Genomic DNA, 24,658 nt, shown 5'->3' with positions numbered 1-24,658 from the left:
GTATGGGCCATGTGGCGTCGGGCGTTACAGTCCTCTGTGTCGATGACGAACCATCGTACGCCGACCTCATTGCGACACATCTCGAACGCAACGACGGGGCGATCGACGCCACCGGGGTCACGAGCGCTACGGACGGGCTGTCGTATCTGGACGAGCACGACGTGGACTGCATCGTCAGCGACTACGATATGCCCGGTACCGACGGGCTGGAGTTTCTAGAAGCGGTCCGCGCCAGAGACCCGGACATACCGTTTCTGCTGTTTACAAGTCAGGGGAGCGAGTCGCTCGCGAGCGAGGCAGTCTCGGCTGGAGTCACCGACTACATTCAAAAATCACACGGGACCCAGCAGTACGCCGTGCTCGGGAAGCGGGTCCGAAACGCGGTCGAGCGAGTCAGAGCGAAAGCAACAGCCGACGCCGCACAGACACGGACGAAACGGATTCTCGACGCGACAAGCGATGCGGTCCTCGTCAGCGTCGCCGACACCGTCGTGTACGCGAACCCGGCAGCAGTTGATCTGTTCAGTGCCGCCGACAGCGACGAACTCCGCGACCAAGCGCTGACTGAACTCGTCGAGCCAACGGCGGACGGCGGAGTCGAGACCGTCGAACGCGTCGTTGAGGACGACCAAACGGCTGGCCAGGCCAGACGGATGATACGGACGCTGGCCGGCAACAGCGTCCAAGCCAGCATCACAGCGTGTGACGTGACCTGGGACGGCGACGACGGCACAGTGTCCGTCATCAGCGACCGAAGCGATACCGACGAGCGCGAGCAGCGACTCGAAGCGCTACACGAGGCCACCCGGCAGTTGATGGCCGCCGAAGTCCACAACGAAGTCGCCGGTATCGGTGTCAACGCGGCCGCGGAGATTATCGGGCTCGACGCGAATGCCGTCCACCTCCTCAACGACGACGGGCAGTTAGAGCCCGTCGCCGCGACCGCGTCGGCTCGGGAGTTGGTCGGTGATATCCCGACGTTCGAGCAGGGCGACAGCATTGCCTGGCGGGTGTACGAACAGGGCGAGCCGACCGCAGTTCCGGACGTGCGGCTAGAAGAGGACGTGCAGAACCCCGAGACGCCGATACGCAGCGAGCTATATCTGCCACTGGGGGAACACGGCCTTCTCATCGCCGCATCGGCGACTGTCGACGCTTTCAACGAAGCAGATATCGTCGCTGGACGGGTCCTCGCGGCAAATATGGAGGCGGCCCTCGCTGCCGTCGAGCGCGACAGACAACTCCGTGACCGTGAGCAGGAACTGTCGACGCAAAACGACCGCCTGGAACGGTTCGCCACAGTCGTCAGTCACGACCTTCGTAACCCACTGAACGTCGCTATTGGTCGGCTGAGTGCATTGAAAGAGGAGTGTGACGACGACAACATCGCTGCGATAGAGCAGGCACTCGAGCGGATGCAGGCGTTGATAGACGACCTGCTGTTGCTGGCCCGGACCGGCGACAGCATCACCGAGATGGAAACGGTGGCACTGGGAACGGCAGTCGAGGACTGCTGGGATGTGGTCGACACCGGCGACGCGGCGCTGGTGGTCGACACCGACCGCAAGATACAGGCAGACGCAACGCGGCTCAAGCAGTTGCTTGAAAACCTGATCCGAAACGCCATCGAGCACAGCGCCACGGACGAGCAGATGCAGTCTGGCGGTGCCAGCGACTACGACGGTCCGGGCGTGACAATAACGATGAGTGCGATTCCGGGCGGGTTCGCCGTCTCGGATGACGGCACAGGCATCCCCGAAGCCGACCGGGAGACGGTGTTCGAGAGCGGCTACTCGACGACGACTGACGGCACCGGATTCGGGCTCTCGATTATCTCACAGATCGCCGCTGCGCATGGCTGGACAGTCACCCTCACTGAAAGTGACACTGGCGGCGCATGCTTCGAGTTTACTGGCGTCGACGTGGTGTCGGAAGAATAGGGCGCTCAGTCGTCGGGGCGCTACTCGTCGACAGGTGCGAACCGATGGCGGACGACCTCGCTGTCGTCGTCCCACTCGAAGCTGCCGTGGACTTTCTTCATCCGGTTCTTGTACGCAGCGAGGTCCTCTGACCCCTCTCGCTGTGCGTCCTCGTCAGTCATGTCGCCCAGCGTCCGGTGTGTTACGTCTGTCACCTCGAACTCGGTGCCGTCGATCTCGAACGTGTCGCCCTCGTCGGCGTACTGGTGGCCGCGGTGCATCTGAGTGACCCGCCCGTCGGCGGCCATCTGCTGGACGTGATCGTTCGGCAGAATCTCGCCGGCGTCAATCTGTGCCATACCGGAACTGTGTTCGGGACGCTCAAAAGCGTGACTCGCAACAGTTTGGGGCGCGATTGAACGCGCTTTTACGCTCCGGCCGTCAACGGAACCTATGAGCCATCCCTTCGAGGGTCTGCCGACGACGCCCACTGCCGAGGAGCTCGTGGACAAAGCCTTCTCGCGGGCGTCACGCGCCGGCGGGGCCAAGGACGGGAACGAAGCCCAGCAGTCGATGCTGATGACGGCGTCGAACATCGCCTCCGACAACATGGAGAACGTGGTGACCGCGTGGCCGACGATTGATGATCTCGACCCCTTCTACGTCGAACTCGCCGACGCTGTCGTCGGCGAGTCCTACCCCGCGGACGACGACCCCGGTATCGACGCGCTGAAACAGCACCTTTCGGAGATCTCGTGGGCCGCCGACAAGGTCGTCGAGATCCGCCAGGAGTACGAGAGCCGCGTCGCCCGCGGCGACATCGACACCGCCCGGAAACTCCGCAAGCAGGCCTTCGCCCGTATCGCCGACGTCGTCGAGGAAGTCGAAGACGACCTCGCCGCCGTCTCGACCGCGCACAACGCCCTCAAAGACATCCCCGACATCCGCCCGAACGAGCCAGCCATCGTCGTCGCCGGCTACCCCAACGTGGGTAAGTCGTCGTTCGTCAACCGCGTCACGCGGGCCGACAACGAGATCGCCTCGTATCCGTTCACGACGACGCAGATCCGCGTCGGTCACTTCGAGGACCAGCGTATCCGCTACCAGCTCGTCGACACACCCGGCCTGCTCGACCGGCCACCGGAGGACCGCAACGAGATCGAGTCACAGGCCGTGAGCGCGCTTGAACACCTCGCAGACGCAGTCCTTGTGTTCATCGACCCCAGTGGCGAATGTGGCTATCCGCTCGCGGACCAGCTGGAACTGCGAAACGCCATCGAAGCGCGTTTCGACGTGCCCGTGCTGACCATCGCGAACAAGAGCGACCTCTCGACGGACGTCGAGGCCGACCACTACATGAGCGTCACCGAAGACGACAACGTCGACGGCGTGTTGCAGGCCGCTATCGACGCGGTGGACTACGAACTCGAACTGCCGTTTGACGAGTAGCGAGACATAGCGAGACGCCGACCACCGGGAGGCGTCTCGAAGACTCCAAGCGGGGAGCAAAGCGACCCGCGAGGGCTGTAATTGTTATCTGAATAAACCGCCGACCACCGGGAGGCGTCTCGAAAACGCCGAGCGGGGAGCAAAGCGACCCGCGAGGACTGCTGTCGCCGTCGCGGGGCTGTCGTCATCGGAAGATGACGTGTAAAAACGGCCGAGCAGGAACCACAGTAGCGAATAAGAACGGCTTATTCTAGTTCGTACGTGACGCTAACCGAAGCGTCGACGGTGACATCGCCAGGCTGGATGTTCGTCCGTCCGCCGGCATCGGACGCCATTGCTTCCGCGTACACGACGGGGCGGCCGTGGTTGCTGGTCTGGACCGTGACAGCGTCACCGACGGATCGATCCTCCGCAGCGGCGACGACTTCGGCGTCCGTCCGGGCGTTGTCCATGGCGGTCGTCAGGGCTTCTTCGCGGGCGTCCTGCCTTGTCTCCTCACTCAGCGAATAGCGCACGCCCTCGACACGGTCCGCGCCGGCGTCGACTGCGGCATCGATGAGTGTCCCGGCAATCGAAACGTTGCTCGTTTCGGCCTCGACGGTGTGGATGGCCACGTAGCCAACCTGTTCGCGGCCCTCTCGGCTCTCCTCGTACTCGGGGCGGATCTGGAACCGCGAGGATGTCACGGTCGCCCCCTCGTCTTCCAGCGCCGACGTGATGGCGTCAGCGTCGCCGCTGAGATTGTTGCGTGCCGCTTCGGCGGTCTCACCGCGACCCACGGCAGCGACAGTGACAGTTGCACGGTCGGGCGCGCGTTCGACGGTCGCATCGGCGTTGACGCTCACGGTCGAATTCGTCGACGGTGCGACGGTTCCAGTATCCGCGAGTGCGAACCCGACACCACCGGCGACGAGCAATGTCAGCACACCAGCGATTGCGAGTGGTCGTGATACCATATCATCTCCGACACACCCAGCGGTATTTATGCCGTCGAACGCTCAAAGTCGGTTTTGAGCGTCAGCCGTTCCGTTCAACAGTGACATAGTGAACTTCCGTCGCAACGTCTCGGCCGGCCGCGTCGTCAGCCGCGATATCGATCTGGTCAGCAAGTAATGGTTGCTCCGCATCCGGCGGCAGACCGACGGTGACAACGACGCGGCGCGGCCGCTGGAAAATGGCAGTGTTCGTCGACTCAACTTCGACCGACAGGACACTCGCCGGCGGGTCGACGCTCTCCTCAATGCCCTCGCGGATGTCCGACTCCGTCGTCGCTCGCTGGTAGGAGTCCAGCGTCACGCCGCCCAGAAACGCCGACAGGACGAGTATCGAGACGGCGAGGACGCCGATGCGTTTGACAGTCGCCGACCGTGCGTTGCTCTCCTGAAACCAGTGTTCCGGGCGGTAGCCCTGATACCAGAGCCCGACGAGCACCGCGAGGTTGATCGAGAGAACGTTCACCAGCAAAAGCACGGCAGACCCGAGACTGACGAGCGGCTGGCCCCAGGCGATGCCGATGCCGACCGTGGCCGCCGGCGGGATGAGCGCGACGGCGATCATGACGCCAACGAGCGCCGTCGAGACGCCGCTGGTGAGGCTGACAACGCCGGCCGCGCCAGCGCCAAGCGCGACGATCAGCGAGAGGAAGTCAGGGGCGACCCGCTCGCGTATCTGGCCAACCGCGGTCACGTCGGCGAGCGGCGGAATGACGTTAGCGTACCGGACGAGCAGGGCAAATGCAGTCGCACTTGCGACGGCAAGTCCGAGCCCGACAGCCTGAAGTTTGACGCCACGGGCGAACATCTCGTTGTCGTCGACGACGGTGCCGACGTTGGCGGTCATCGCCGGGCCGATGAGCGGTGCGATGACCATCGAGCCGACGACGACAGCGGGGGAGTCGAGCAGAAGCCCCGCAGTCGCGATAATCGCGCTGATGACGGTCATCAGCGCGTAGTTCGACAGCGAGGGGGCGAGGTCCTTCGCTTTCGATGTGAGTTCTTCCCGGGCGATGCGGTCTTCGTCTTCCTCCTCGGCGTACTTCTCTTCTAGCTCGTCGAACTGGCTGGAGATGACGGTGTTCGCGTCCACGACGACCGTGTAGCCGTCGTCGTTGATGCCGACATCCCGCAACTCTTCGAGGACTGGTTCGAGCGCGTTTGTCGGGACTGGAAAGGTGACAACAGCGGTGAACTCCCGCCCGCTCGTCTCGTCGGTAAGCACGTAGTCGATGCCCTCCTCGGCCAACACGCCCAGGACGGCGTCGCGCTTTCCGGTCGGAATCAGTATCTGTACCAGCCGCACGGCTCCGGGTGGGACCCGCGAGGGTAAAAAAGCGGCTAGTTAGCGGGTCCCGGATGCAGAACTGGATCGAAACGCGGCCGTGAATCACGAAACGGTCGGTCCTCGGGAAACGGACGCGCTTTTCCCCGCTGGCGGAGTACACGGGGTATGTTCGAATCACGACCGGACCGGGACGCCGAGGTGGTGCTCGTCGGTCGGTCAAACGTCGGGAAATCGACGTTGATGCGCGAGATAACGGGCCACACGTTCGACACGGGCCAGCGGCCCGGCGTCACGCGTTCGCCCAACCACTTCGACTGGGCCAGCGCCGACTTCGTCATCAGTGACCTCCCCGGCTTCGGGTACATGAAAGGCGTCCCCGAAGACGTCCGCGAGGAAATCAAGACCGACGTGGTCCAGTACATCGAGCGGAACGCCGAACACATTCTCGTCGGTATCCTCGTCGTGGACGGCAAGTCGGTCATCGACATCATCGACCGCCACTCCGGTCCCGACGAGATTCCACACGACGTGGAGATGTTTCACTTCCTTCGGGAGGTCGGCGTCGAACCGGTCGTCGCTGTCAACAAGATGGACAAGGTCGACGACAAAGACGACCGTTTGAACGAACTCTGTGACCGCCTCGGTCTGCACCCGCCGTGGCAGCAGTGGCAGGAAACTATCGCACCGATCAGCGCAAAGCGCGGCTCCACCGAGCCGCTGAACGAGGCCGTCCGACACCACCTCCACGAGGTCCAGCGGGACGATCTGTTTCAGTTCTTTTAAGCGGCTAAATCGTTCATAACCCAGCCTTACCTGAAAATCAACCGTGGAACAGCAGGACTCCGGCGTTTCGTATCATGCTTCGTCCCGAACCGCACGTGTGGCTTTCAAGCACTAATCAGTCGTTAGTAGTGAGCCGTGGCATATTGTCGCATATATAACAATATGCAGTAGCCGCGTACAGACGAGAACGATGAGTCAGATGATTGTCTATCTCGGTCCGATACCGGGCCAGCATCTATCGAGGTGGCTATGAACCAACGCTCGTACGACTTCTTTGGCGACGTTGTCGTAACGGTACTCGGGGCTGGCGGGCGGACGAGCCGGCAGTACCGGAAGATGTACGATCAGTTCGAGACCGACACACCTGTCAACGATCCCGACATCGTCATCGAGGAGATGACAGACGAGGTCCACGCGGAGATCGTCCTCGGGGACCCTGACGACCATTACGCCTGGACTGGCGACGAGTTCGTCATCCGGAACGGGGCGGACTTCATGGCGGTCACGCCGGGCTGGCAACACATTCGAGTGACACACGGCTTCGAGCCGTTTTACTCCATCTATCCGGTCGAGTTCCACATCCGACAGCAGCGGGCTGCGCGACAGCAGGCGCTGATACACGCCTCGGGCGTGCGACTCGACGGCCGGACGACGCTGTTTCCGGCCTGGCGTGGCGCCGGCAAGACCAACACCTTGCTGTCGCTGTTGCGCGAGGGCGCGGACTTCCTCTCCGATGACCGGCTCTGGGTCGGCGCGGACGGCACGGCTGTCGGCTACCCGCTTGGTGTGAACCTCCAGCCGTTCAATATCGAGTCGTTCCCCGAAATAAAACGACAGCACGACACAGAGCGGGACCGACTGCGCAATGAACTCCACGGGTTTATCGACGAACGAGTCGATAGAACCGGTTCGTTCCCGGAGACAGTACTCAACTTCCTGAACGAGACGTTTCTCGGCGACGACAGCCGGGATTTCACGAATATCTCGGACCTGTATCCGCGTTCGGAACACGTCGAGCAATCGACGGTCGACAACGTCGTGTTCCTTCAGGCCGCGCCAAACGCCGACACAATCACTGTAGAAGGCATCCCGACCGACACCGCGATGTCGGCCACATCGTCTATCTGTAACTTCGAATGGGATGGACGGCTCAGGGAATACTTCCACGCCTACGATTCACTCGTTGATGACGGTTCGATGGTCGCCGCCCTCGATACAGTCGTGGAACAGGAGCGAGCGACGTTCCGAGAACTGTTCGACGACGTCGCGACCTACCGCGCATACATCCCCCGGAAACGGGACTGGGGCGACCACAATCTCGACACTGCCATCGTTGAGGCCGTCGAGTCGCTTGACTCACCGCGTGTGATACAGGCCATGGATTGAGCCGAGTATCGTATATGCGTCGTGAAAACGGAATGAAACCGCGACATAACCTGAGAGTGACATTGAACCCCCTGACTATGAGTAGATGGATAGTTTCGACAAAGCGTTCCCGTTGTGATAGCACCGAAAAGCAACGGCATACTCGCAGTAACCGAGTAATAACTAATCGCCGTTCAGCGAACGGGTCTGTGTTCGAGAGCCTAGCAATGTATCGATTATATGCCGAGACGGCCGGCCGATGGCAGACGGGAGAGTGCCATCGTGGCAGGCGAGACAACGGATGGATCATACGGAAGCAGTCGGGTTGCGCCCTGACTCACCGCAGGCTCTGTGCCGGGTGTGCGTATGGACAATAGCGACAGGTTGGAACGGTCGGCCACGACGACCAGACGAGGGCTGCTCAAAGCCGTCGGTGCTGGCGCCGGCCTCACCACGCTGGGAACCACTGTCAGCACCGGCCAGCAGTCAGACTACTGGACGGTCGTCGCACTGCCGGACACGCAGGTGTACGCCAAAGAGGGGACGCCCTACGCCAAGGATCAGACGCAGTGGATCGCCGACAACGCGGACGCGGAGAACATCGCGTTCGTCAGCCACGAAGGCGATGTGGTCGACCACGGCGACGACGACGCGGAGTGGCAGTACATGGATGCGGCCATGTCCACGCTCGACGGAGTGGTCCCATACGCCACCGTGACGGGCAATCACGACTACGCAACACTGTGGGACCGGAATTCCGCTATTGCCAAGTATCGGGAGTACTTCGGCTCGTCGCGGTACGAGGGTCGGGACTGGTTCGGCGGGGCAGGCCCAACAAACGGTGACGAAGGTCGGGATAGCCTCAGTACCTATCAGCTGTTTTCGGCCGGTGGATACGACTTCCTCCATCTCGCCCTGGAGTGGGAACCGCCGGGGACGGTGGACGACCCATCGACCCCACTTGGATGGGGTCAGAGCGTCCTCGACCAGTATCCGGACCGGGCGACGATACTCACGACGCACTCGTATCTCCGCGACGAGCCACAGCGACGAACCCGACAGTTGCAGGAAGCGAGTGAGATCGGTAATACGGGCCAGACCCTCTGGGAAGACCTCGTCTCACCGAACGGCCAGATATTCATGGTTCTCTGTGGCCACTGGCACGAGGGTACGGACGGGAGCGGTGGGGAGGCCCATCAGGTGTCGACAAACGACGACGGCACATCGGTGTACGAGCTGCTTGCGAACTACCAGTTCCGACCCAACGGTGGGAACGGCCTGCTGCGGCGCATCGAGTTCCGTCCCGGAGACGGGTCAGACGCGCCGGATCGAATCCAGGTGCGGACGTACTCACCGAGTACGGAAGAGGAAAAGACCGACAGCGACTCGCAGTTCGGATTCGACCTTGACTTTGACGATCGGTTCGGGTCGTCGTCCAAGACGCCGGAACCAACGGCAACACCCGAGACGCCCGAGGGACCGACGGCGACATTCCAGCAGCGGACCGATGGCTACAGCGGGACGACTGACACGGTGATACGCGCCGCCAATCCAGAGGCGAGCTACGGCACCGCCGAGACACTGTCTATCGACGGCAGCGATCCGGAAGGGTCGGGCAGTAGCAGCCAGGCCCTCCTCCGGTTCGACGGTATCATCGGTACAGACGGCGGGCAGATACCGCCCGGGTCGGACGTAAAACAGGCCACTGTAGCGCTTGAAACATCTGACGAGGGAGATGGCGCAGCGGTCCACCGACTGCGAACGGAGTGGAGCGCCGATTCGACGTGGGCGTCGTTCGACGGTGGCATCCAGGCGGACGGGTCCCAGGCCGTTGCCGAGGCGGTCACACGAATCGGCGCGGTAGAGACAGGTGAAACATCGGTTGATGTGACGGCGAGCGTGCAGGCGTGGGCGAACGGCGCACAGAACGCCGGGTGGGTGTTCCGCCCGCTCGGGAGCGACGGCTGGGATATCCAGAGCGCCGACAGCGCCACCCCACCGACGCTGACTGTCAGCTATACCGCCGGCGAGACCCTGGCCGGCGACGCCGACGGCGATGGTGACGTCGACACTGACGACGTGAACCGGATCCAGCGCTCAGTCACCGGCGAAGATGTCGACATGGACCAGGACGCCGCAGACATCGACGGCGACGGTGATGTCGACATCGGCGATGCTGTTTCCGCCCAGAACTTGGCGGGAGGGGACCAATGAGAGCCAGCCGAACGCTTGTTATCGCCGTTGCTCTGACGGTCGTAGTCGGAACGCTCCCGGTGGCGGTCGCCACACTGGCACCGGGGGCTGCAAGCGCGATTTCGCTCGATGACACAGTCTCGGAAGCGTCCGACAACACGATCGCCGTTGCGCCCGGTGAAACAGTCACCGTGCAGGTCTGGGCCAACGCAACGGCGGTGCGTGGCTACCAGACCAACGTCACGTTCGACCCAACCATCGCGGAGATAGACACCGTTGCCGGCAGCGGCGACTTCGACGACCCCGTCACGAATGTGAACAACGAGGCCGGCTGGGTCGCGTTCAATCAGATTCGGTCCGGAGAGACGAACGACCCTGTTCTCGCCGAAATCACACTCACAGTTTCAGACAACGCCACTGGGACCACACAGCTCGTCTTCGTCGACGCGGACACGAAGCTGTCGGACAGCGACGGCGCGACCGTCACACCTGAAGCCTTCAACAGTATTGAGCTACGTGTCGACAATGGTTCGGCAACCCCGACACCGTCGGGAACGGACACGGCAACGGCCACGGGAACAGCGACCGATACTGACGACGGAGCTGGAAACGATACCGACGGTTCTGACGGCGGTAGCAACGATAGCGACGGGAGTGACGATGGCGATAGCGACAGCAACGATAGCAATAATGACGATGACAACAGCGGTGGCGGTGGGGGCGGAGGCGGTGCTATCTCCCCATCTGAACCATCGTTCTCGGTCATAAACGCGTCGCTCAACAGAACGTTGGTTGCGCCTGGAGAGCCGGTCACGGTGTCCGGAACTATCGAGAATGGCGGTGACGAGGACGGAACGTTCGAAGCGCGTGTCTACGATAACGGAACAGTGACGGGGACGAATGCGAGCCTCGAAATCCCGGAGGGAGAACAGCGCCGGGTGAACCTCACAGTCCGGTTCAACTCATCCGGCGTCCACACCGTGAAGCTCAACACAACCAGTGTGGGCAACGTGACTGTTCGGGCGGCAAACAGTACGACGGACGGGACGACGAACGCAACCGGAAACAAGACGACGACTGGGACAGCAACCGTGACCGTACCATCCACGCCGGATTCGACGGCGTCGGCCACTGTAACCGACACCAAGACGGCCACCACATCACAGGCTGCTGGACAGACGACAGCCACGGAGGCTGAGACCGGCAGGACAACACCCAGCCCAGATACGCAGACGCCAACAACGGACGGCTCCGGCCCCGGCTTCAGTCTCGCCGCCGTTGTCGTCTCGCTGTCGCTGTTGCTTGGCTGGCTCGGCTATCGACGGGAAGGAGAGCAGTGAGTCGCAACCGTCGTCGCGGCTACAGATACTCCGTCGTTTCCACTTCATTCTGCCCAGCGGAACCCTCCGCCCCGAACCCGGGTGTTACGATAGCCGGTTCTTGTGGAAAGCATTCCTACGGGAAAATACTAGACGACCGTGCCAATAGGGCGGGCAGACTCCCTACCCGCAACAGCAACGGTACGTAATCAGTGCAAAGTTTGCAATACACCAGGGTAGCATCGGAATGGCCCTGCAAGCGTGACGCTGTCGCTCCTCCATCACATTCTATATGACGAAAATCTGGTATGGACTCGCCGGGATTTGAACCCGGGGCCTCTTCCTTGCGAAGGAAGCGATCTGCCACTGATCTACGAGCCCGCGTGGTCTGCCACTCGAACGCGGAGTTATAAAAACCCTGCGCGTGAGAGCGGCCTTCGATAGCGATTCACACTGTCCCGGCCAGCGGTTCGGACGGGTGCCACACCGACGCTGTCGCGAAGCGACAGGTCCCGAGGCTCAGTCCTCGAGGACGATCTCGATGGAGACGTCGTTGGGAACCTGGATGCGCATCAGCTGGCGCAGTGCCCGTTCGTCGGCGTCGATATCGATGAGCCGCTTGTGGACGCGCATCTCCCAGTGTTCCCACGTCGCAGTCCCCTCACCGTCGGGGGACTTGCGGCTGGGAACCTCAAGCGTCTTGGTTGGGAGCGGAACCGGACCGGAGAGTTCGACACCGGTCTTGTTCGCGATTTCCCGCACGTCGGCGCAGATGTCGTCGAGGTCCTCGGGGCTTGTACCCGCGAGCCGAACGCGTGCCTGCTGGGACATACGTTATCGCTCGTTGACGCTGAGGACTTTGCCGGCGGCGATGGTCTGACCCATGTCGCGGATAGCGAACGAGCCGAGCTCCGGAATCTCGGAGGACGGCTCGATGCTGAGTGGCTTCTGTGGGCGGACCGTCACGACGGCAGCGTCCCCGTTCTGGATGAAGTCGGGGTTCTCCTCGGCGACCTCGCCGGAGGACGGGTCGATCTTCTTGTCGATGGACTCAACGGTACAGGCGACCTGTGCCGTGTGAGCGTGGAAGACCGGCGTGTAACCCTCGGTGATGACGGACGGGTGCTGCATCACGACAATCTGGGCCTGGAAGGTCTCGGCGACCGATGGCGGGTCGTCGGCCGGACCACAGACGTCACCGCGTCGGATGTCGTCCTTGCCGACGCCGCGGACGTTGAACCCGACGTTGTCACCGGGCTCGGCCTTCGGGACTTCCTCGTGGTGCATCTCGACGGTCTTCACTTCACCGGAGACGTCAGACGGCTGGAAGCTGACGTTGTCGCCGGTGTTCAGGATACCCGTCTCGACACGGCCAACCGGGACCGTACCGATACCGGAAATGGTGTAGACGTCCTGAATCGGCAGTCGGAGCGGCGCGTCCGTCGGCGGCTCCGGGGCCGGCAGGTTGTTGAGTGCTTCCAGCAGGATTTCGCCGTCGTACCAGTCCGTGTTCTCGGATTCCTCGGCGACATTGTCGCCTTCGAACGCCGAGAGCGGAATGAACTTGGCGTTGTCAGGGTCGAAGCGGACCTGAGTGAGGAGATCCTTGACCTCTTCGACGACCTGCTTGTACTCGGACTCGCCGTAGTCGACGAGGTCCATCTTGTTGACACCGACGACGAGCTCGCCGATGCCCAGGGTGCGGGCCAGGAACACGTGCTCCTGGGTCTGCGGCTGGACACCGTCGTCGGCGGCGACGACCAGGACGGCGTTGTCTGCCTGGGACGCGCCGGTAATCATGTTCTTCACGAAGTCGCGGTGACCAGGACAGTCCACGATGGTGAAATCGTAGGCGTCAGTGCTGAATTCCTGGTGGGCGATGTCAATGGTGACACCACGCTCACGCTCTTCGGCGAGGTTGTCCATGACGTAGGCGAACTCGAAGCCGCCCTTGCCCTTCTCCTCGGCTTCTTCCTTGTGCTGTTCGATGACGTGCTCCGGTACCGATCCTGTCTCGTACAGGAGTCGGCCGACGAGCGTGCTCTTCCCGTGGTCGACGTGGCCGATAATGGCCAGGTTCTGGTGTTGTTCGTCGCTCATTGTTATCTCTCACGCGCAGAGGCGCTGTATCGGGTTTATTAGCTGGTGGTTCATAAAACGATTTCGAAAGCGTGTAAGCGTCAGGCCGTCGCTTTCTTGCGATTCGGCACGCCATGCCATGGTAGTGTGACACCCGATATCTTGGTCAGGGGAGCGACCGCTACCGACAGTCACAGCCGGTTTGTGTCCTTCGGAGTGACAAACAGAACTGGTGACTGTGCAAGACAGCGAATACAGAGAACGATGTGGCCGCGCTGGAACTCCTGTGGCCCGTTACAGTCGGCCGATATCAGCAAGCACCGCGCTCGCGGTCTCCGGGCCGCCGGCACCGCGGCCGGAGATGTTGAGCTGGCCGGCGTGTTCAGTCTCTAGCTGGGCAATGTTCCGGGTCCCGGAGACGGCAAGCGGCGCGTTGTCCGGCACGAGTCGCGGGCCGACGCGGACGGAGCCCTCGACGACCTCGGCGATGAGCCGGACGGTCCGGCCGTCCGCCCGCGCGAGTTCGAGCGCGCTGCCGGAGATCTCCTGAATTCCTGTCACTTCAGCGTCGTCAAGCGTATACTCCGTCTCGTCATCGGACAGGACGTTTGCGATGATGACGCCTTTCAGCGCCGCGTCGGTGCCGTCCACGTCGAAGGTCGGGTCAGCCTCGGCGACGCCGAGGTCCTGCGCTTCCGCGAGGACGTGCTCGTAATCGAGGCCCTCGGTCGCCATCCGCGAGAGGATGAAGTTCGCCGTGCCGTTGAGCACCCCGCGGACGGCGGTGATATGGCTCGGGTCGAAGTCGTCGATGGTCGACAGAATCGGCATCGCACCGCCGACAGTCGCCTCGAACAGCACATTCCCCTCGCTTTCGCGTTCCAGCGCGCGAACGTCTGCGTACCGCTCGGCGACCGGGCCTTTGTTCGCCAGCACGGCGTGTCGGTCCCGTTCAAGCGCGGCCTGGATATGTCCGAAGCCGGGTTCGGCGTCGCCGAGCGTCGTCGGCGTTGCCTCGACAAGCACGTCGTACTCGGCCGAAAGCGCGTCTTCGGGTGCGTCGTCCCCGACGACGCCGTCGGTTCGTTTCCGGTCGAGAACCGCAGCAGTGTCGATACCGGCGCTGTCGATGATGGCGCTACTGGAGTCAGCAAATGCAGTAACTGAATGGCCGTGGTCGCTCGCCAGTTCGACGACGGAGGAGCCGACGGCACCAGCTCCGATGACGGCGAGTTTCATGCCTCACCTCCCGCAGCGAGTGGCTCGATGACGTGGAGTCCCTTTTCATCAGCAACGGTGCGAATAGCGGACATCGTCTCGTCGACCGCCCCTTCCTCCGTCGCCAGACGGATACGCGCGCTGGAGGCATCGTCCGTGCCCTCCGGTGCCGACAGCGAGAGGTCGGTCACGGTCGCGTCCGTCGATTCGTGAATCCGCGAGAGTGTGTCGGAGAGGTCAGTGTTGACGAGGTGGCCGGTGAGGATGATGGTCAGCGCCTCACTGTACTGCTCGGCCCCGGCCTGAATGACGTTGATGCCCGCGTCCCGGAGTGCGTCGACGATTCCGTCGAACCGCTCGGGGGTCGCCTCCAGATCAACCTCCACGGGGATGTGCCCCCGCGGGGTCACGTTCCCCCGCTCGTGGAAGATAGAGAGGAGGTTCCCGCCGTTCGTGGCGATGGGCTCGAGCGCCCGCAGCAGTTCGCCCGGTTCGTCGACCAGTTCCAGCCGAACTGTGTAGGACCGTACCTCGTCGGTCGAGTCGCTCATCGCCCGCTCACCTCCTGGGTATCTCGGCTCATTGTAGATGACTCAGCGGGGGCACGTATAAGAAACCGTTCGTTTGATCTCAGGGCAGAAAGCGGTCGTACAGGTCGTCGATCCACTCGTTGTACGCCTCGCCGCGAGGCGACCCCCAGGGGTTGCGCGAAAAGTAGTACATCGCCGCGAACATCCCCGCAAGCGTCAGCGCCAGCCCCGTCGGCAGAACGACACTCCAGATGAACGTCGACGTGCCGGCGATGACAGCAGCCACGAGAAGGTCCACAATCTGATGCAGGCGGTCGCTCATATCTGGCCGTTTGACGCCGGATAACCTAAGCGTGGGGCCTGCCTCTATCGAGACAACCACTGGCAGGGGAACGCTACGTTTTTTTCCTCACCGGTGAAGCGTGTCGTATGTGTACGCCCTCCAGTCATCACCGATATCGATAGGTGCGGCGGTGTTCCTCGTCGGAGTCTTCGCCGTCGTCGGAATCGTCCTCGGCGCGCTCGGAAGCGCAATCGTACAGCGGCTCTCGAACCCCGTCGCCAGATATCGGCAGTTGTACCTCGGTCTCCTGTTCCCGTTCGTCCTGCTGTCGTATGCCGTCTTTCGGCTGGTCGGACTCGGCTACGCAGTGGTCGGCGGAGGGACTGGAGCAGTCGAAACGTTGCTGGCGACGTTCACCGAACTGCTCGCCGCAGGCGTCGTGGGACTGATCGCCTACGCGCCGACCGTTCGCGGCGTCCGAAGCGTCCGGGACATCGAACTCACGACCGGCCGGGCGCTCGTCCGGATGGGGCGGTACGTCCTCGGATTGTCCGTGTTGGTGACCGTCGGCGTCGCACCGCTTGAAATTGGACTCGGGTCGACTGCGCTGTTTGCCCTCTTCGTCGTATTCTTTGTTGCCGTACTTGCTACAGCACCGTGGCATATCCCACTATTACGGTCGACTCACAGGCCAGCAGAAGCGACTGACGAACGGCTCGATTCGCTCAGACAGCGCGCCGGGGTAGCTGTCCGTGACGTCCGGGTGCTCGACACTAACAAGGAGGAGACGGCGAGCGCAACCATCCGAGGGTTCGGCCGATACCGACGGTTATTCGTGACGAGCACGTTCCTCGACAGCTACGACGACGAGACTGCGACGGCGTTACTTGCGGTGGAAGCGGGTCGTCAGGAGGCACAGGTACTACTCAGAGTCGCCGGTGGCCTGCTTGTCGCAGTAGTTCCGCTGTTCGTGGCACTGGCCGACGTTGGCCCGCTGTGGCCCCTTGTCGGCGCGAGTCTCGGACTCGTCATCCTAAGCCTGTGGGTCACTCGCCGCGGTGTCCGGGCAGCCGACGACTACGCGGCCGAGCGCGTTGGCCCGGATACCGTCGCGGACGCCCTCGAACGATACGCCGATGTCCACAACATGGAGCCGTCCCGACGACGACTCGCGAACCCGTTCTCGAAATCGCCGCCGCTGGGGAACCGAATCGACCGATTACGGGCGCAGACAGAAGCAGAGTAGCGGAAAACAAGTCTGAGTGCAGTCAATAAGACAGAGCAGAGCGGACACGCATACCGCGCGCCGACGGCGCGCGGTTTCCCGCGAATCGCGGAGCGATTCGCGCCTTTTTCGCCGCCGAAAGACTCGCGGGGCTCGTCTTTCGAGCCTTGCTTCGTGGTTCGAGAGAGCTTCGCTCTCTCGTCATCACGAGGGGCGCTTGCGCCCCTCGAACGACTCCGCTCAGCAAGACCACGTTTTTGCCGCGAGAGGTGAGCGCGTAGCGCTCACCCGAGCGGGAAAAAGGTGGTCTAGAAGTAGTCGATGGCCGGGTTCAGTTCCTGCTTCATGCCCTTGCGCTCGCGGATCTCGCTGATCTTGTCGGGCTGAAGGTTGTCGGCAAGGACCTGGAAGCCGGCGTTCTCGGTGTTCCAGGAGGCACGGCCCTCGGTGGCGGAGCGGATGTCGGAGGAGAAGCCGATCATCTCGTCAACCGGGGCGACGCCTTCGACGACCATCAGGTCACCTTCCTGGTACATGTCGTCGACGCGGCCACGGCGACCCTGAATTTCGCCGCTCGCTGCGCCCATGTGGTCGTTGGGCACGTCGATGCGGACCTGCTGAATCGGCTCCAGCAGCTTGATACTGGCGTCGATGAGGGAGTTGTGCACGGCCTCGCGGACGGCCGGGATGACCTGGGCCGGACCGCGGTGGATGGCGTCCTCGTGGAGGCGGGCGTCGTGGAGACGGATGAGCGACCCCTGGACCGGCTCGGACGCGAGCGGGCCGTCATCGAGGGCCTCTTCGAGACCTTCGATGACGAGCTCCATCGTCTCGTTGAGGTGCTGGATACCCTTCGTCTCATCAAGCAGGATGTTGGTCCCGTGGATGTGCTCGATGTTCTGGGAGTCGTCCTTGTCCATGCCGGCCTCCTGCAGCGCTTCACGGCGCTCCAGTTCCGGCATGTCCATCGACGCCTCGCCCATCTTGATCGTCTCGACGATGTCCTCGCCGAGCGGCTCGATGCTGATGTAGAAGCGGTTGTGGTTGTTCGGCGACCGACCTTCGACTTCGCGGCTGTCTTCCTGCGGGGCCTCGCGGTAGACAACAATCGGCTCACCGGTGTTGATCGGGATGCCCTGGTTGCGCTCGATACGCTGGCCGATGACTTCCAGGTGGAGTTCACCCTGCCCGGAGATGAGGTGCTCGCCGGTGTCCTCGTTAATTTCGACCTGAATGGTCGGGTCTTCCTTGGCGACCTGCTGGAGCGTCTCGATGAGCTTCGGCAGGTCGTCCATGTTCTGTGCCTCAACGGACTTCGTGATGACCGGCTCCGAGATGTGCTCGATGGACTCGAACGGCGTCATCTCCTCGCTTGAGACGGTGGAGCCAGCGATGGCGTCCTTGAGGCCCGTGACGGCGGCGATGTTCCCGGCGGGAACGTGCTCGACTTCCTCGCGTTCGCCACCCATGTAGATGCCGACGCTCTGGATGCGGTTCTTGCCCGCAGTTCCGGAGACGTACAGCTCCTGACCCTTCTCCAGCGTGCCGGAGAAGACACGACCGGCGGCGATCTCGCCGGCGTGGGGGTCGACACCGATGTCGGTGACCATCAGGACGACTTCGCCGTCTTCGTTGACCATCGCCATGTCCTCGGCGAGCTGGGATTCGGCGTCGCCACGCCAGATACGCGGAACGCGCATCGGCTGGGCGTCGACAGGGTTGGGGAAGTGCTCACACACCATGTCGAGCACCACGTCGGACAGCGGCGTCCGCTCGTGGAGTTCCTGGCGGTTGTCATTGCGCTCGAGTTCCATGATTTCGCCGAAGTCCATGCCGGTCCGCTGCATCGACGGCATCGAGACGCCCCACTTGTACAGTGCGGAGCCGAAGCCGACGGTCCCTTCCTCGACGGAGACCGTCCAGTCCTCGATGTCGTCCATCTCCTCGGTCATGCCGCGGATGAGGTCGTTGACGTCCTGGATGACCGCGAGCAGGCGCTTCTGCATCTCTTCAGGGCCTTCCTGAAGTTCGGAGATGAGGCGGTCGACCTTGTTGATGAACAGCGTCGGCTTGACGCCCTCGCGGAGCGCCTGCCGGAGCACCGTCTCGGTCTGGGGCATCGCGCCCTCGACGGCGTCGACGACCACCAGCGCGCCGTCGACGGCACGCATCGCACGGGTCACGTCGCCACCGAAGTCGACGTGGCCAGGGGTGTCGATAAGGTTGATGAGGTGGTTCTGGTCCTCGTACTCGTGGGTCATCGAAACGTTAGCCGCGTCGATGGTGATCCCACGTTCCTGTTCGTCTTCCTCGGTGTCCATCGCCAGCTGTTCGCCGGCGGTGTCGTCGGAAATCATGCCGGCACCGGCCAGCAGATTGTCTGTCAGTGTCGTCTTTCCGTGATCGACGTGAGCAGCGATGGCGATGTTCCGGATGTGCTCCGGATCGTCCATCAGTGTCTCACATTCTTGGACGATTTTCTTACGTCGGCCCATTATACAGCTTTCTATCAACAGCAGGGTCAAAAGGATAGTGTTTCACTACGGCCGTGACTGCTCGAAATTCGGCCGTTCGCGTGGCATGGTCTGGCATTCCGACCCGTCGATATCCAGAGGCGTATGCGCAGTGATTATAATTATTTGCAGGCGCATGAGTAATGATTGCAAAGGTATTAGCGCCAGCCAGCAGACGGGTGGGTATGACTCGACGTCCACACCTCGACACGATTGCAGTCGATACCGAGACGACGTCAGCAGCAGGGGATGTCACGCTCCCGATACACCTCTCCTCAACCTACGAACTGGCCGGGCTCGACACGAACCTGTCTCTAGAGGACATCGACCCCGGGGACGGGGAGTTCCTCTACTCGCGGCTGTCGAACCCGACACGACACGGTCTCGAACAGGAGTTAGCCGCGCTCGAAGGCGGAGAGCAGGCCTATGCCTTCAGTTCGGGGACGGCAGCCGTCGCAACAGCGGTGCTCTCACTAGTCGAACCGGGCGACCATGTCGTCGCGTTCGACGACCTCTACGCGGGCACGCGACGAATGTTCGAAACGCTGTTCCGGGACCAGCTTGGGGTCGACGTGGAGTTCGTCGATGCGACCGATGCCGACGCTGTAGCGGCCGCGATGACACCGGAAACGGAGTTAGTCTGGGTTGAAACTCCGACGAACCCTGGTATCAGACTGTGCGACATCGACGCGATTGCGGCCGTCGCCGCCGACTACGACGCGACGGTCGGGGTCGACAACACCTTCGCGAGTCCGTACTTCCAACAGCCGCTATCGCTCGGTGCGGACCTCGTGGTCCACAGCACAACGAAGTACCTCAACGGCCACAGCGATGCCGTCGGCGGCGCGCTGATTACCGACGACCCCGAGGTGGCCGAACGGGTCGAGTTCCGCCAACAAATCGCGCTCGGGAATATGCTCGCCCCGTTCGACAGCTATCTCATCTCACGAGGCATCAAGACGCTGGGTGTCCGGATGACTCGCCACGAGAACAACGCTATGGCCCTCGCGCAGTACCTCGACGACCACGAGCGCGTCGAAGCGGTCCACTACCCGGGGTTAGAGAGCCATCCACAGCACGACCTCGCCCGGGAGCAGATGCAGGGCTTTGGCGGCGTGCTCTCGTTCGAACTGGCCGGAGAGATGGCCGACGCAAAGCGCTTCCTCGAAGCGTTAGAGACGGTGACGCTGGCAGTCAGCCTCGGCGGTGTCGAGAGCCTAGCGGAACTTCCGGCGGCGATGACACACGAACCGCTCTCACCGGCGGCGCGGGACGAACTCGGCATCTCCGATACACTCATCCGCCTTTCGGTGGGGATCGAGGACGTCGAGGACCTCCGGGCCGACCTGGAGCGCGGTTTCGCGGCGCTCGAGTCCTGAGGGCTGCGTGCGAACGCTGCCCCCACCCGTGCATTAATACCGCTGCAGCCCGTGATAATGCCACACATGGACGTGCACGTGCAGGGTGGGCCGGCCGAACCGTTTCTCGGAGCGAGGGACCTCTTCTCGACGGAACACGACCTGAACCGACCAGTGACTGTCCGGGTCCGGGAGGACCCTGACGAGCGCACCCGTGTCAGCCACAGCGACGACACCCACAGGCTGACAATCTCCCGTCAAGCCGCGACGAGCGCGATGGCCCGCGAACTGGCGTTACACGAATACGCGCACATGCATCACCACGAACGCGGGCATCCGTCACACACGCAGTCGACGCGGGAAGCCATTTACCTCGCGCTGGCGGGGCGCTCGGTCGAGCAGCGAAAGCTCACGCACTGTTACCAGATCGCCAACCACATGAAAGACGTCTACGCCGACGACATCTGGATGCCGGTGGTGCCCGGCGACAAACTGGTTCCGTTTCTGGAAGCCAGCCTCGCGGCTGCCGTCGCGGACCGCCCCGGCGATCCGCCGACCTGGGATCGCTCGACATCGTCGACTCGGGTTCGACATCCAAGCGAACCGGCCGCGCGGCTGACGCCGGCTGCAGATCCGGACATCACAGCTGTCAACGCAGCGTTCGCCCTTGCGCTGTGTGAACGCCACGATCTGGTCGGCTCGGACCACCGGCTGTACGACCTCGCCCATGCCGCGGCCCAGGACGCCGAATCGGTCAACCTCGCGGAGTTTAAGCGCCACTTCGCGGCACTCTCGCCTGAGCCGAATGAGTCCGAGTTCCGGAAGGCGCTCGTCGACGTGACTCGCGCGTACGCTGGCAGCGGCGGCCGCGCAGCAGACTGAAGCCAAATATCCCTGTCCTACCGGGTCGTTGACGGTCCGTTGTTGTCACACACAGGTGACGCTCTCGTCATCATTGACTGCAGGCTTCGCTCACGCGCGAACGTAGAGTAACGGGCAGAACTGTTTTTGCGTGGACTTGTGAACTAGTTGACTATGACCGAGGCGCTTCGTGGTCGGCATCTCGACGGGGAAAGCGATGTCGTCGGCGAACAGATTCGGGTATTACACATCGACGACGATCCCGACTTCGTAGCTGTCGCAGCAGATTCCCTAGAGGCCGTAGACGACCGAATCTCCGTCGAAACCGCGACCAGCGCACGAGACGGGCTCGACCGGCTCGCCGAAGACGGGTTCGACGCTGTCGTCTCCGACTACGATATGCCGGAGATGAACGGCATCGAACTGCTCGATGCAATTCGGGAAACGAACCCGGATCTACCGTTCATTCTGTTCACCGGCAAGGGCAGCGAAGAGGTGGCCAGCGAAGCGATCTCGATGGGCGTCACCGACTATCTACAGAAGTCGTTCGGTGTCGAGGTGTACGAGCTACTGGCCAACCGCATCGAAAACGCGGTCTCCGAGTCCCGCGCAAAGCGACAGGCCGCCGAGTCGGAACGGCGCGTCCGGGAACTCACCGAGGCAACCAACGATATCCTCTGGGAGTTCACGGCCGACCTGAGCGAAGTCCTCGTGATCAACTCCGCCTACGAGGATATCTGGGGGCGGTCAGTGGCCAAACTCCGTGACAACCCCCACGATTTCCTGAACGGTATCCATCCCGAAGACCGCGAACTGATGAAAGACGCGATGCGGCGTCTCATGCACGGCGAGTCGGCTGACGTCGAATGCCGTGTCAACGCAACAGAGGCGTATCAGCGCTGGGTCTGGATACAGGGCGAGCCGATCACGAACGACGCCGGAGAGATAGTTCGCGTGGCCGGATTCGCTCGTGACATCACCGAGCGGCGGAACCGCGAGCGTGAACTCGGAGCCACCAAGAACCAGCTCGCAGAGCACAACCAGACGCTCCGGAAGCTCTACGAAATCAGCGCCGACCCCGACGCCTCGTTTGAAGAGAAGATACAGGCGGTTCTGGACCTTGGTCGGGAGCGCCTTGGGACCGCTGGCGCGTTCCTGTCCGCGAACGATACTGACCGCGACGAGTTCACCGTGCGCTATGCGAGCGGGAGCGACGAACGGCTCACGCCGGGAACGGTCACGCCGCTGTCGGAGTCGTACTGCCGGAAGATGATCGATACAGGGAGCGTCATGGCAATTGCGGAGGCATCCGAAGAAGGGTGGGCCTCGGACCCGGCTTACGACCGCTGGGAATACGAGACGTACATCAGCAGCGAGGTCCGTGTCTGTAGCGCGCATTCAGGGACGCTCTGTTTCGTCGACCGCACACCCCGCAAGAGCCCGTTCACAGAGGAGGAGAAGACGTTCGTCCATCTCGCAACGCAGTGGGTGAGCTACGAACTCGAACGCCAGCAGCGTGAACAGCGCCTCGAGCGGTACAAGGAGTACACCGACGATATGCTGGACGCCATCGACGACGTGTTCTACGTCCTCGACAGCGACGGCCGCTTCCGGCGCTGGAACGAGAGTCTGCTGAACGTGACTGGCTACTCGGCTGCCGAAGTCGCCGGGACCCACGGAGCCGAGTTCTTCCCGGAGGAGTATCGGGACCTCGTTGGGGCCGCTATCGAATCGGTGTTCGAGGGTGACACAACCCGCGTGGAAGCACCGTTTATTACGAAATCGGGGGACCAGATCCCTCACGAGTTCACGGCGACCCGCGTCGAGGACCCCGATGGGAACCCGATGCTGGCCGGTATCGGCCGGGATATCACCGAACGGAAGGCACGCGAACAGGAGCTTACGCGGACGAAAGAACTCCTCGACCAGGCCCAGCGGATCGCGAGTGTCGGCGGCTGGGAGATAGATGTGACAAGCGAACCGCCGGAGATGACGGTGACAAGCGAGTTCTACCGGCTGCACGGACTGACCCCGGACGACGAACTGAGCATCGACTCTATCATCGACCTGTACCACCCCGACGACAGGGAAACTGTCAGGACTGAGTTCCATCGGGCAATAGAAACGGCCGAAGGGTACGACATGGAGGTGCGTATCGGCGACGGCGACCACTACCGATGGGTTCGCGCGCTGTGTAAACCGGTCACCGAGAACGGCGACGTTGTCAAACTCCGTGGCTCTGTCCAGGATATCACGGACCGAAAGCTCCGGGAGCGCGAACTAGAAGGGGCTCGCGAGCGGATGGAAATCGCGCTAGAGACCACGAATGCGGTCGTCTGGGACCGCGAGTTCGAGTCCGGCGGCCTGTCGTACTACCCCGGGTCCGAGACGCTGTACGGCACTGACATCGAGTCGCTGGACGAGTTTTTACCGCTGGTCCATCCCGAGGACCAGCGGGACGTGGCGGCACGCATCGAATCGGCGACCGAGACCGGCACGTACGAAGCCGAGTTCCGAATCGCCCGTGACGGCGAGGTCCGCTGGATGGAGGCGAAGGGCCGGGTCGAATCCGACAGCGACGGGACGCCGGTCCGGGCGATCGGTATCGACCGTGACATCACCGAGCGCAAGCGACGCGAGCAGGAACTGGAGGACACGAACGAACGTCTCGAAGAGTTCACCAGCATCGTCAGCCACGACCTCAGGAACCCACTATCCGTCGCCGAGGGACGCATCGAACTGGCCCAGCAGGAGTCCGACAGCGAACACCTCGACAGCGCCAGTGACGCGCTCGAACGGATGCGAACGCTCATCGACGACCTGCTCGCAGCCGCACGCGATGAGCAGTCAGCGGTTGACGCCGGCGTAGTTGCGCTCACGGACACGGCCGAACAGTGCTGGCACAACGTCGAAACCAGCGACGCCGAACTCGCTGTCGAGACGGACGCCGTCGTTCGTGCTGACAGGAGCCGATTGGAACAACTGCTCGAGAACCTGTTCAGCAACAGCGTGGAACACGGCGGCGACGACGTGACAATCACCCTCGGGGAGCTAGACGACGGCTTCTACGTCGAAGACGACGGCGAAGGTATCGACGAGGCGAACCGGTCGCGCGTGTTCGAGACCGGATACTCGACATCAGACGCCGGGACGGGGTTCGGGCTCTGGATCGTCGCGGAAATCGCCGACGCTCACGACTGGTCGGTGACTATCGACGAGGGGAGCGAGGGCGGCGCACGGTTCGAGATTACCGATGTCGATATCGTGGAGTGAGAGCGAGGCT

General features: G+C 62.6%; 19 protein-coding genes and 1 tRNA gene. 10 read left to right on the top strand and 10 right to left on the bottom strand.

Annotation, left to right across the window (positions count from 1 at the left end; translation table 11 throughout):
• Positions 1-2 precede the first annotated feature (2 nt).
• Entirely contained in the window at positions 3-1,940 is a 1,938-nt protein-coding gene (locus AV059_RS09080; protein WP_058994083.1) for a response regulator, read from the top strand.
• A gap of 20 nt (positions 1,941-1,960) precedes the next feature.
• Here AV059_RS09080 and AV059_RS09075 read toward each other — a convergent pair whose 3' ends face one another.
• Positions 1,961-2,278: an ASCH domain-containing protein gene (locus AV059_RS09075; RefSeq protein WP_058994081.1), complete on the bottom strand. Its 318-nt coding sequence runs from the start codon at positions 2,276-2,278 to the stop codon at positions 1,961-1,963.
• A 94-nt stretch (positions 2,279-2,372) separates the two neighbouring features.
• Between AV059_RS09075 and AV059_RS09070 the strand changes: the two genes are divergently transcribed.
• Entirely contained in the window at positions 2,373-3,368 is a 996-nt protein-coding gene (locus tag AV059_RS09070) for a GTPase (protein WP_058994079.1), read from the top strand.
• Between the two features lie 245 nt (positions 3,369-3,613).
• On the opposite strand, the gene AV059_RS09065 is transcribed toward AV059_RS09070, so the two are convergent.
• Positions 3,614-4,324, bottom strand: coding sequence for an SIMPL domain-containing protein (locus tag AV059_RS09065; RefSeq protein ID WP_058994077.1), 711 nt, complete (start codon positions 4,322-4,324; stop codon positions 3,614-3,616).
• A 61-nt stretch (positions 4,325-4,385) separates the two neighbouring features.
• Entirely contained in the window at positions 4,386-5,666 is a 1,281-nt protein-coding gene (locus AV059_RS09060; protein ID WP_058994075.1) for a TIGR00341 family protein, read from the bottom strand.
• Between the two features lie 147 nt (positions 5,667-5,813).
• Here AV059_RS09060 and engB point away from each other — a divergent pair, with 147 nt between their 5' ends.
• From engB to AV059_RS09040, 4 genes are all read left to right on the top strand, one after another.
• Positions 5,814-6,431, top strand: a complete 618-nt coding sequence (engB, locus tag AV059_RS09055; protein ID WP_058994073.1) for a GTP-binding protein EngB — start codon at positions 5,814-5,816, stop codon at positions 6,429-6,431.
• 249 nt (positions 6,432-6,680) lie between these two features.
• A complete protein-coding gene (locus AV059_RS09050) occupies positions 6,681-7,817 on the top strand; it encodes a hypothetical protein (RefSeq protein ID WP_058994070.1) in 1,137 nt (378 codons plus the stop codon).
• Positions 7,818-8,162: 345 nt separating this feature from the next.
• Positions 8,163-10,010, top strand: a complete 1,848-nt coding sequence (locus tag AV059_RS09045; protein WP_058994069.1) for a DNRLRE domain-containing protein — start codon at positions 8,163-8,165, stop codon at positions 10,008-10,010.
• Positions 10,007-11,329 carry a cohesin domain-containing protein gene (locus AV059_RS09040; protein WP_058994066.1) on the top strand — a complete coding sequence of 441 codons (1,323 nt, stop codon included), beginning with the start codon at positions 10,007-10,009 and terminating at the stop codon, positions 11,327-11,329. Before AV059_RS09045 ends, AV059_RS09040 begins: the two co-directional genes overlap by 4 nt.
• 288 nt (positions 11,330-11,617) lie before the next feature.
• On the opposite strand, the gene AV059_RS09035 is transcribed toward AV059_RS09040, so the two are convergent.
• From AV059_RS09035 to AV059_RS09010, 6 genes are all read right to left on the bottom strand, one after another.
• Positions 11,618-11,689 (bottom strand) — tRNA-Ala (locus AV059_RS09035).
• A 138-nt stretch (positions 11,690-11,827) separates the two neighbouring features.
• Positions 11,828-12,139, bottom strand: coding sequence for a 30S ribosomal protein S10 (gene rpsJ, locus AV059_RS09030; RefSeq protein WP_004590697.1), 312 nt, complete (start codon positions 12,137-12,139; stop codon positions 11,828-11,830).
• A gap of 3 nt (positions 12,140-12,142) precedes the next feature.
• Positions 12,143-13,408: a translation elongation factor EF-1 subunit alpha gene (gene tuf / locus AV059_RS09025; protein ID WP_005537153.1), complete on the bottom strand. Its 1,266-nt coding sequence runs from the start codon at positions 13,406-13,408 to the stop codon at positions 12,143-12,145.
• Positions 13,409-13,681: 273 nt separating this feature from the next.
• A complete protein-coding gene (locus AV059_RS09020) occupies positions 13,682-14,626 on the bottom strand; it encodes a homoserine dehydrogenase (protein ID WP_058994065.1) in 945 nt (314 codons plus the stop codon).
• Positions 14,623-15,156 (bottom strand): amino acid-binding protein, encoded by a 534-nt coding sequence (locus tag AV059_RS09015; protein WP_004959075.1) that lies wholly within the window; start codon positions 15,154-15,156, stop codon positions 14,623-14,625. The genes AV059_RS09020 and AV059_RS09015 overlap by 4 nt, the downstream gene beginning before the upstream one ends.
• 79 nt (positions 15,157-15,235) lie before the next feature.
• Entirely contained in the window at positions 15,236-15,457 is a 222-nt protein-coding gene (locus AV059_RS09010) for a hypothetical protein (protein WP_058994063.1), read from the bottom strand.
• Positions 15,458-15,608: 151 nt separating this feature from the next.
• On the opposite strand from AV059_RS09010, the gene AV059_RS09005 reads away from it, so the two are divergent.
• Positions 15,609-16,664 (top strand): hypothetical protein, encoded by a 1,056-nt coding sequence (locus AV059_RS09005; protein WP_058997527.1) that lies wholly within the window; start codon positions 15,609-15,611, stop codon positions 16,662-16,664.
• A 287-nt stretch (positions 16,665-16,951) separates the two neighbouring features.
• On the opposite strand, the gene AV059_RS09000 is transcribed toward AV059_RS09005, so the two are convergent.
• Positions 16,952-19,138, bottom strand: a complete 2,187-nt coding sequence (locus tag AV059_RS09000) for an elongation factor EF-2 (protein ID WP_058994061.1) — start codon at positions 19,136-19,138, stop codon at positions 16,952-16,954.
• Positions 19,139-19,341: 203 nt separating this feature from the next.
• Between AV059_RS09000 and AV059_RS08995 the strand changes: the two genes are divergently transcribed.
• From AV059_RS08995 to AV059_RS08985, 3 genes are all read left to right on the top strand, one after another.
• Positions 19,342-20,535 (top strand): PLP-dependent aspartate aminotransferase family protein, encoded by a 1,194-nt coding sequence (locus AV059_RS08995; RefSeq protein ID WP_058994059.1) that lies wholly within the window; start codon positions 19,342-19,344, stop codon positions 20,533-20,535.
• A gap of 66 nt (positions 20,536-20,601) precedes the next feature.
• A complete protein-coding gene (locus tag AV059_RS08990; RefSeq protein WP_058994058.1) occupies positions 20,602-21,396 on the top strand; it encodes a DUF5781 family protein in 795 nt (264 codons plus the stop codon).
• 153 nt (positions 21,397-21,549) lie between these two features.
• Positions 21,550-24,648, top strand: coding sequence for a PAS domain S-box protein (locus AV059_RS08985; protein WP_058994055.1), 3,099 nt, complete (start codon positions 21,550-21,552; stop codon positions 24,646-24,648).
• Positions 24,649-24,658: the final 10 nt, after the last annotated feature.

The sequence above is a fragment of the Haloarcula sp. CBA1127 genome, from assembly GCF_001485575.1.
Classification (GTDB): domain Archaea; phylum Halobacteriota; class Halobacteria; order Halobacteriales; family Haloarculaceae; genus Haloarcula.
The sequence above is the reverse complement of the archived record's forward strand: the minus strand, read 5'-3'. Positions and strand labels throughout refer to the sequence as shown.

Coding starts and splice junctions, on each gene's coding strand:
- AV059_RS09065 (WP_058994077.1), bottom strand. CDS start 4,324: ATGGTATCACGACCACTCGCAATCGCTGGTGTGCTGACATTGCTCGTC.
- AV059_RS09045 (WP_058994069.1), top strand. CDS start 8,163: ATGGACAATAGCGACAGGTTGGAACGGTCGGCCACGACGACCAGACGA.
- AV059_RS09070 (WP_058994079.1), top strand. CDS start 2,373: ATGAGCCATCCCTTCGAGGGTCTGCCGACGACGCCCACTGCCGAGGAG.
- AV059_RS09075 (WP_058994081.1), bottom strand. CDS start 2,278: ATGGCACAGATTGACGCCGGCGAGATTCTGCCGAACGATCACGTCCAG.
- engB (WP_058994073.1), top strand. CDS start 5,814: ATGTTCGAATCACGACCGGACCGGGACGCCGAGGTGGTGCTCGTCGGT.
- AV059_RS09000 (WP_058994061.1), bottom strand. CDS start 19,138: ATGGGCCGACGTAAGAAAATCGTCCAAGAATGTGAGACACTGATGGAC.
- AV059_RS09080 (WP_058994083.1), top strand. CDS start 3: ATGGGCCATGTGGCGTCGGGCGTTACAGTCCTCTGTGTCGATGACGAA.
- AV059_RS08995 (WP_058994059.1), top strand. CDS start 19,342: ATGACTCGACGTCCACACCTCGACACGATTGCAGTCGATACCGAGACG.
- AV059_RS09050 (WP_058994070.1), top strand. CDS start 6,681: ATGAACCAACGCTCGTACGACTTCTTTGGCGACGTTGTCGTAACGGTA.
- AV059_RS09020 (WP_058994065.1), bottom strand. CDS start 14,626: ATGAAACTCGCCGTCATCGGAGCTGGTGCCGTCGGCTCCTCCGTCGTC.
- tuf (WP_005537153.1), bottom strand. CDS start 13,408: ATGAGCGACGAACAACACCAGAACCTGGCCATTATCGGCCACGTCGAC.
- AV059_RS08985 (WP_058994055.1), top strand. CDS start 21,550: ATGACCGAGGCGCTTCGTGGTCGGCATCTCGACGGGGAAAGCGATGTC.
- rpsJ (WP_004590697.1), bottom strand. CDS start 12,139: ATGTCCCAGCAGGCACGCGTTCGGCTCGCGGGTACAAGCCCCGAGGAC.
- AV059_RS08990 (WP_058994058.1), top strand. CDS start 20,602: ATGGACGTGCACGTGCAGGGTGGGCCGGCCGAACCGTTTCTCGGAGCG.
- AV059_RS09040 (WP_058994066.1), top strand. CDS start 10,007: ATGAGAGCCAGCCGAACGCTTGTTATCGCCGTTGCTCTGACGGTCGTA.
- AV059_RS09010 (WP_058994063.1), bottom strand. CDS start 15,457: ATGAGCGACCGCCTGCATCAGATTGTGGACCTTCTCGTGGCTGCTGTC.
- AV059_RS09015 (WP_004959075.1), bottom strand. CDS start 15,156: ATGAGCGACTCGACCGACGAGGTACGGTCCTACACAGTTCGGCTGGAA.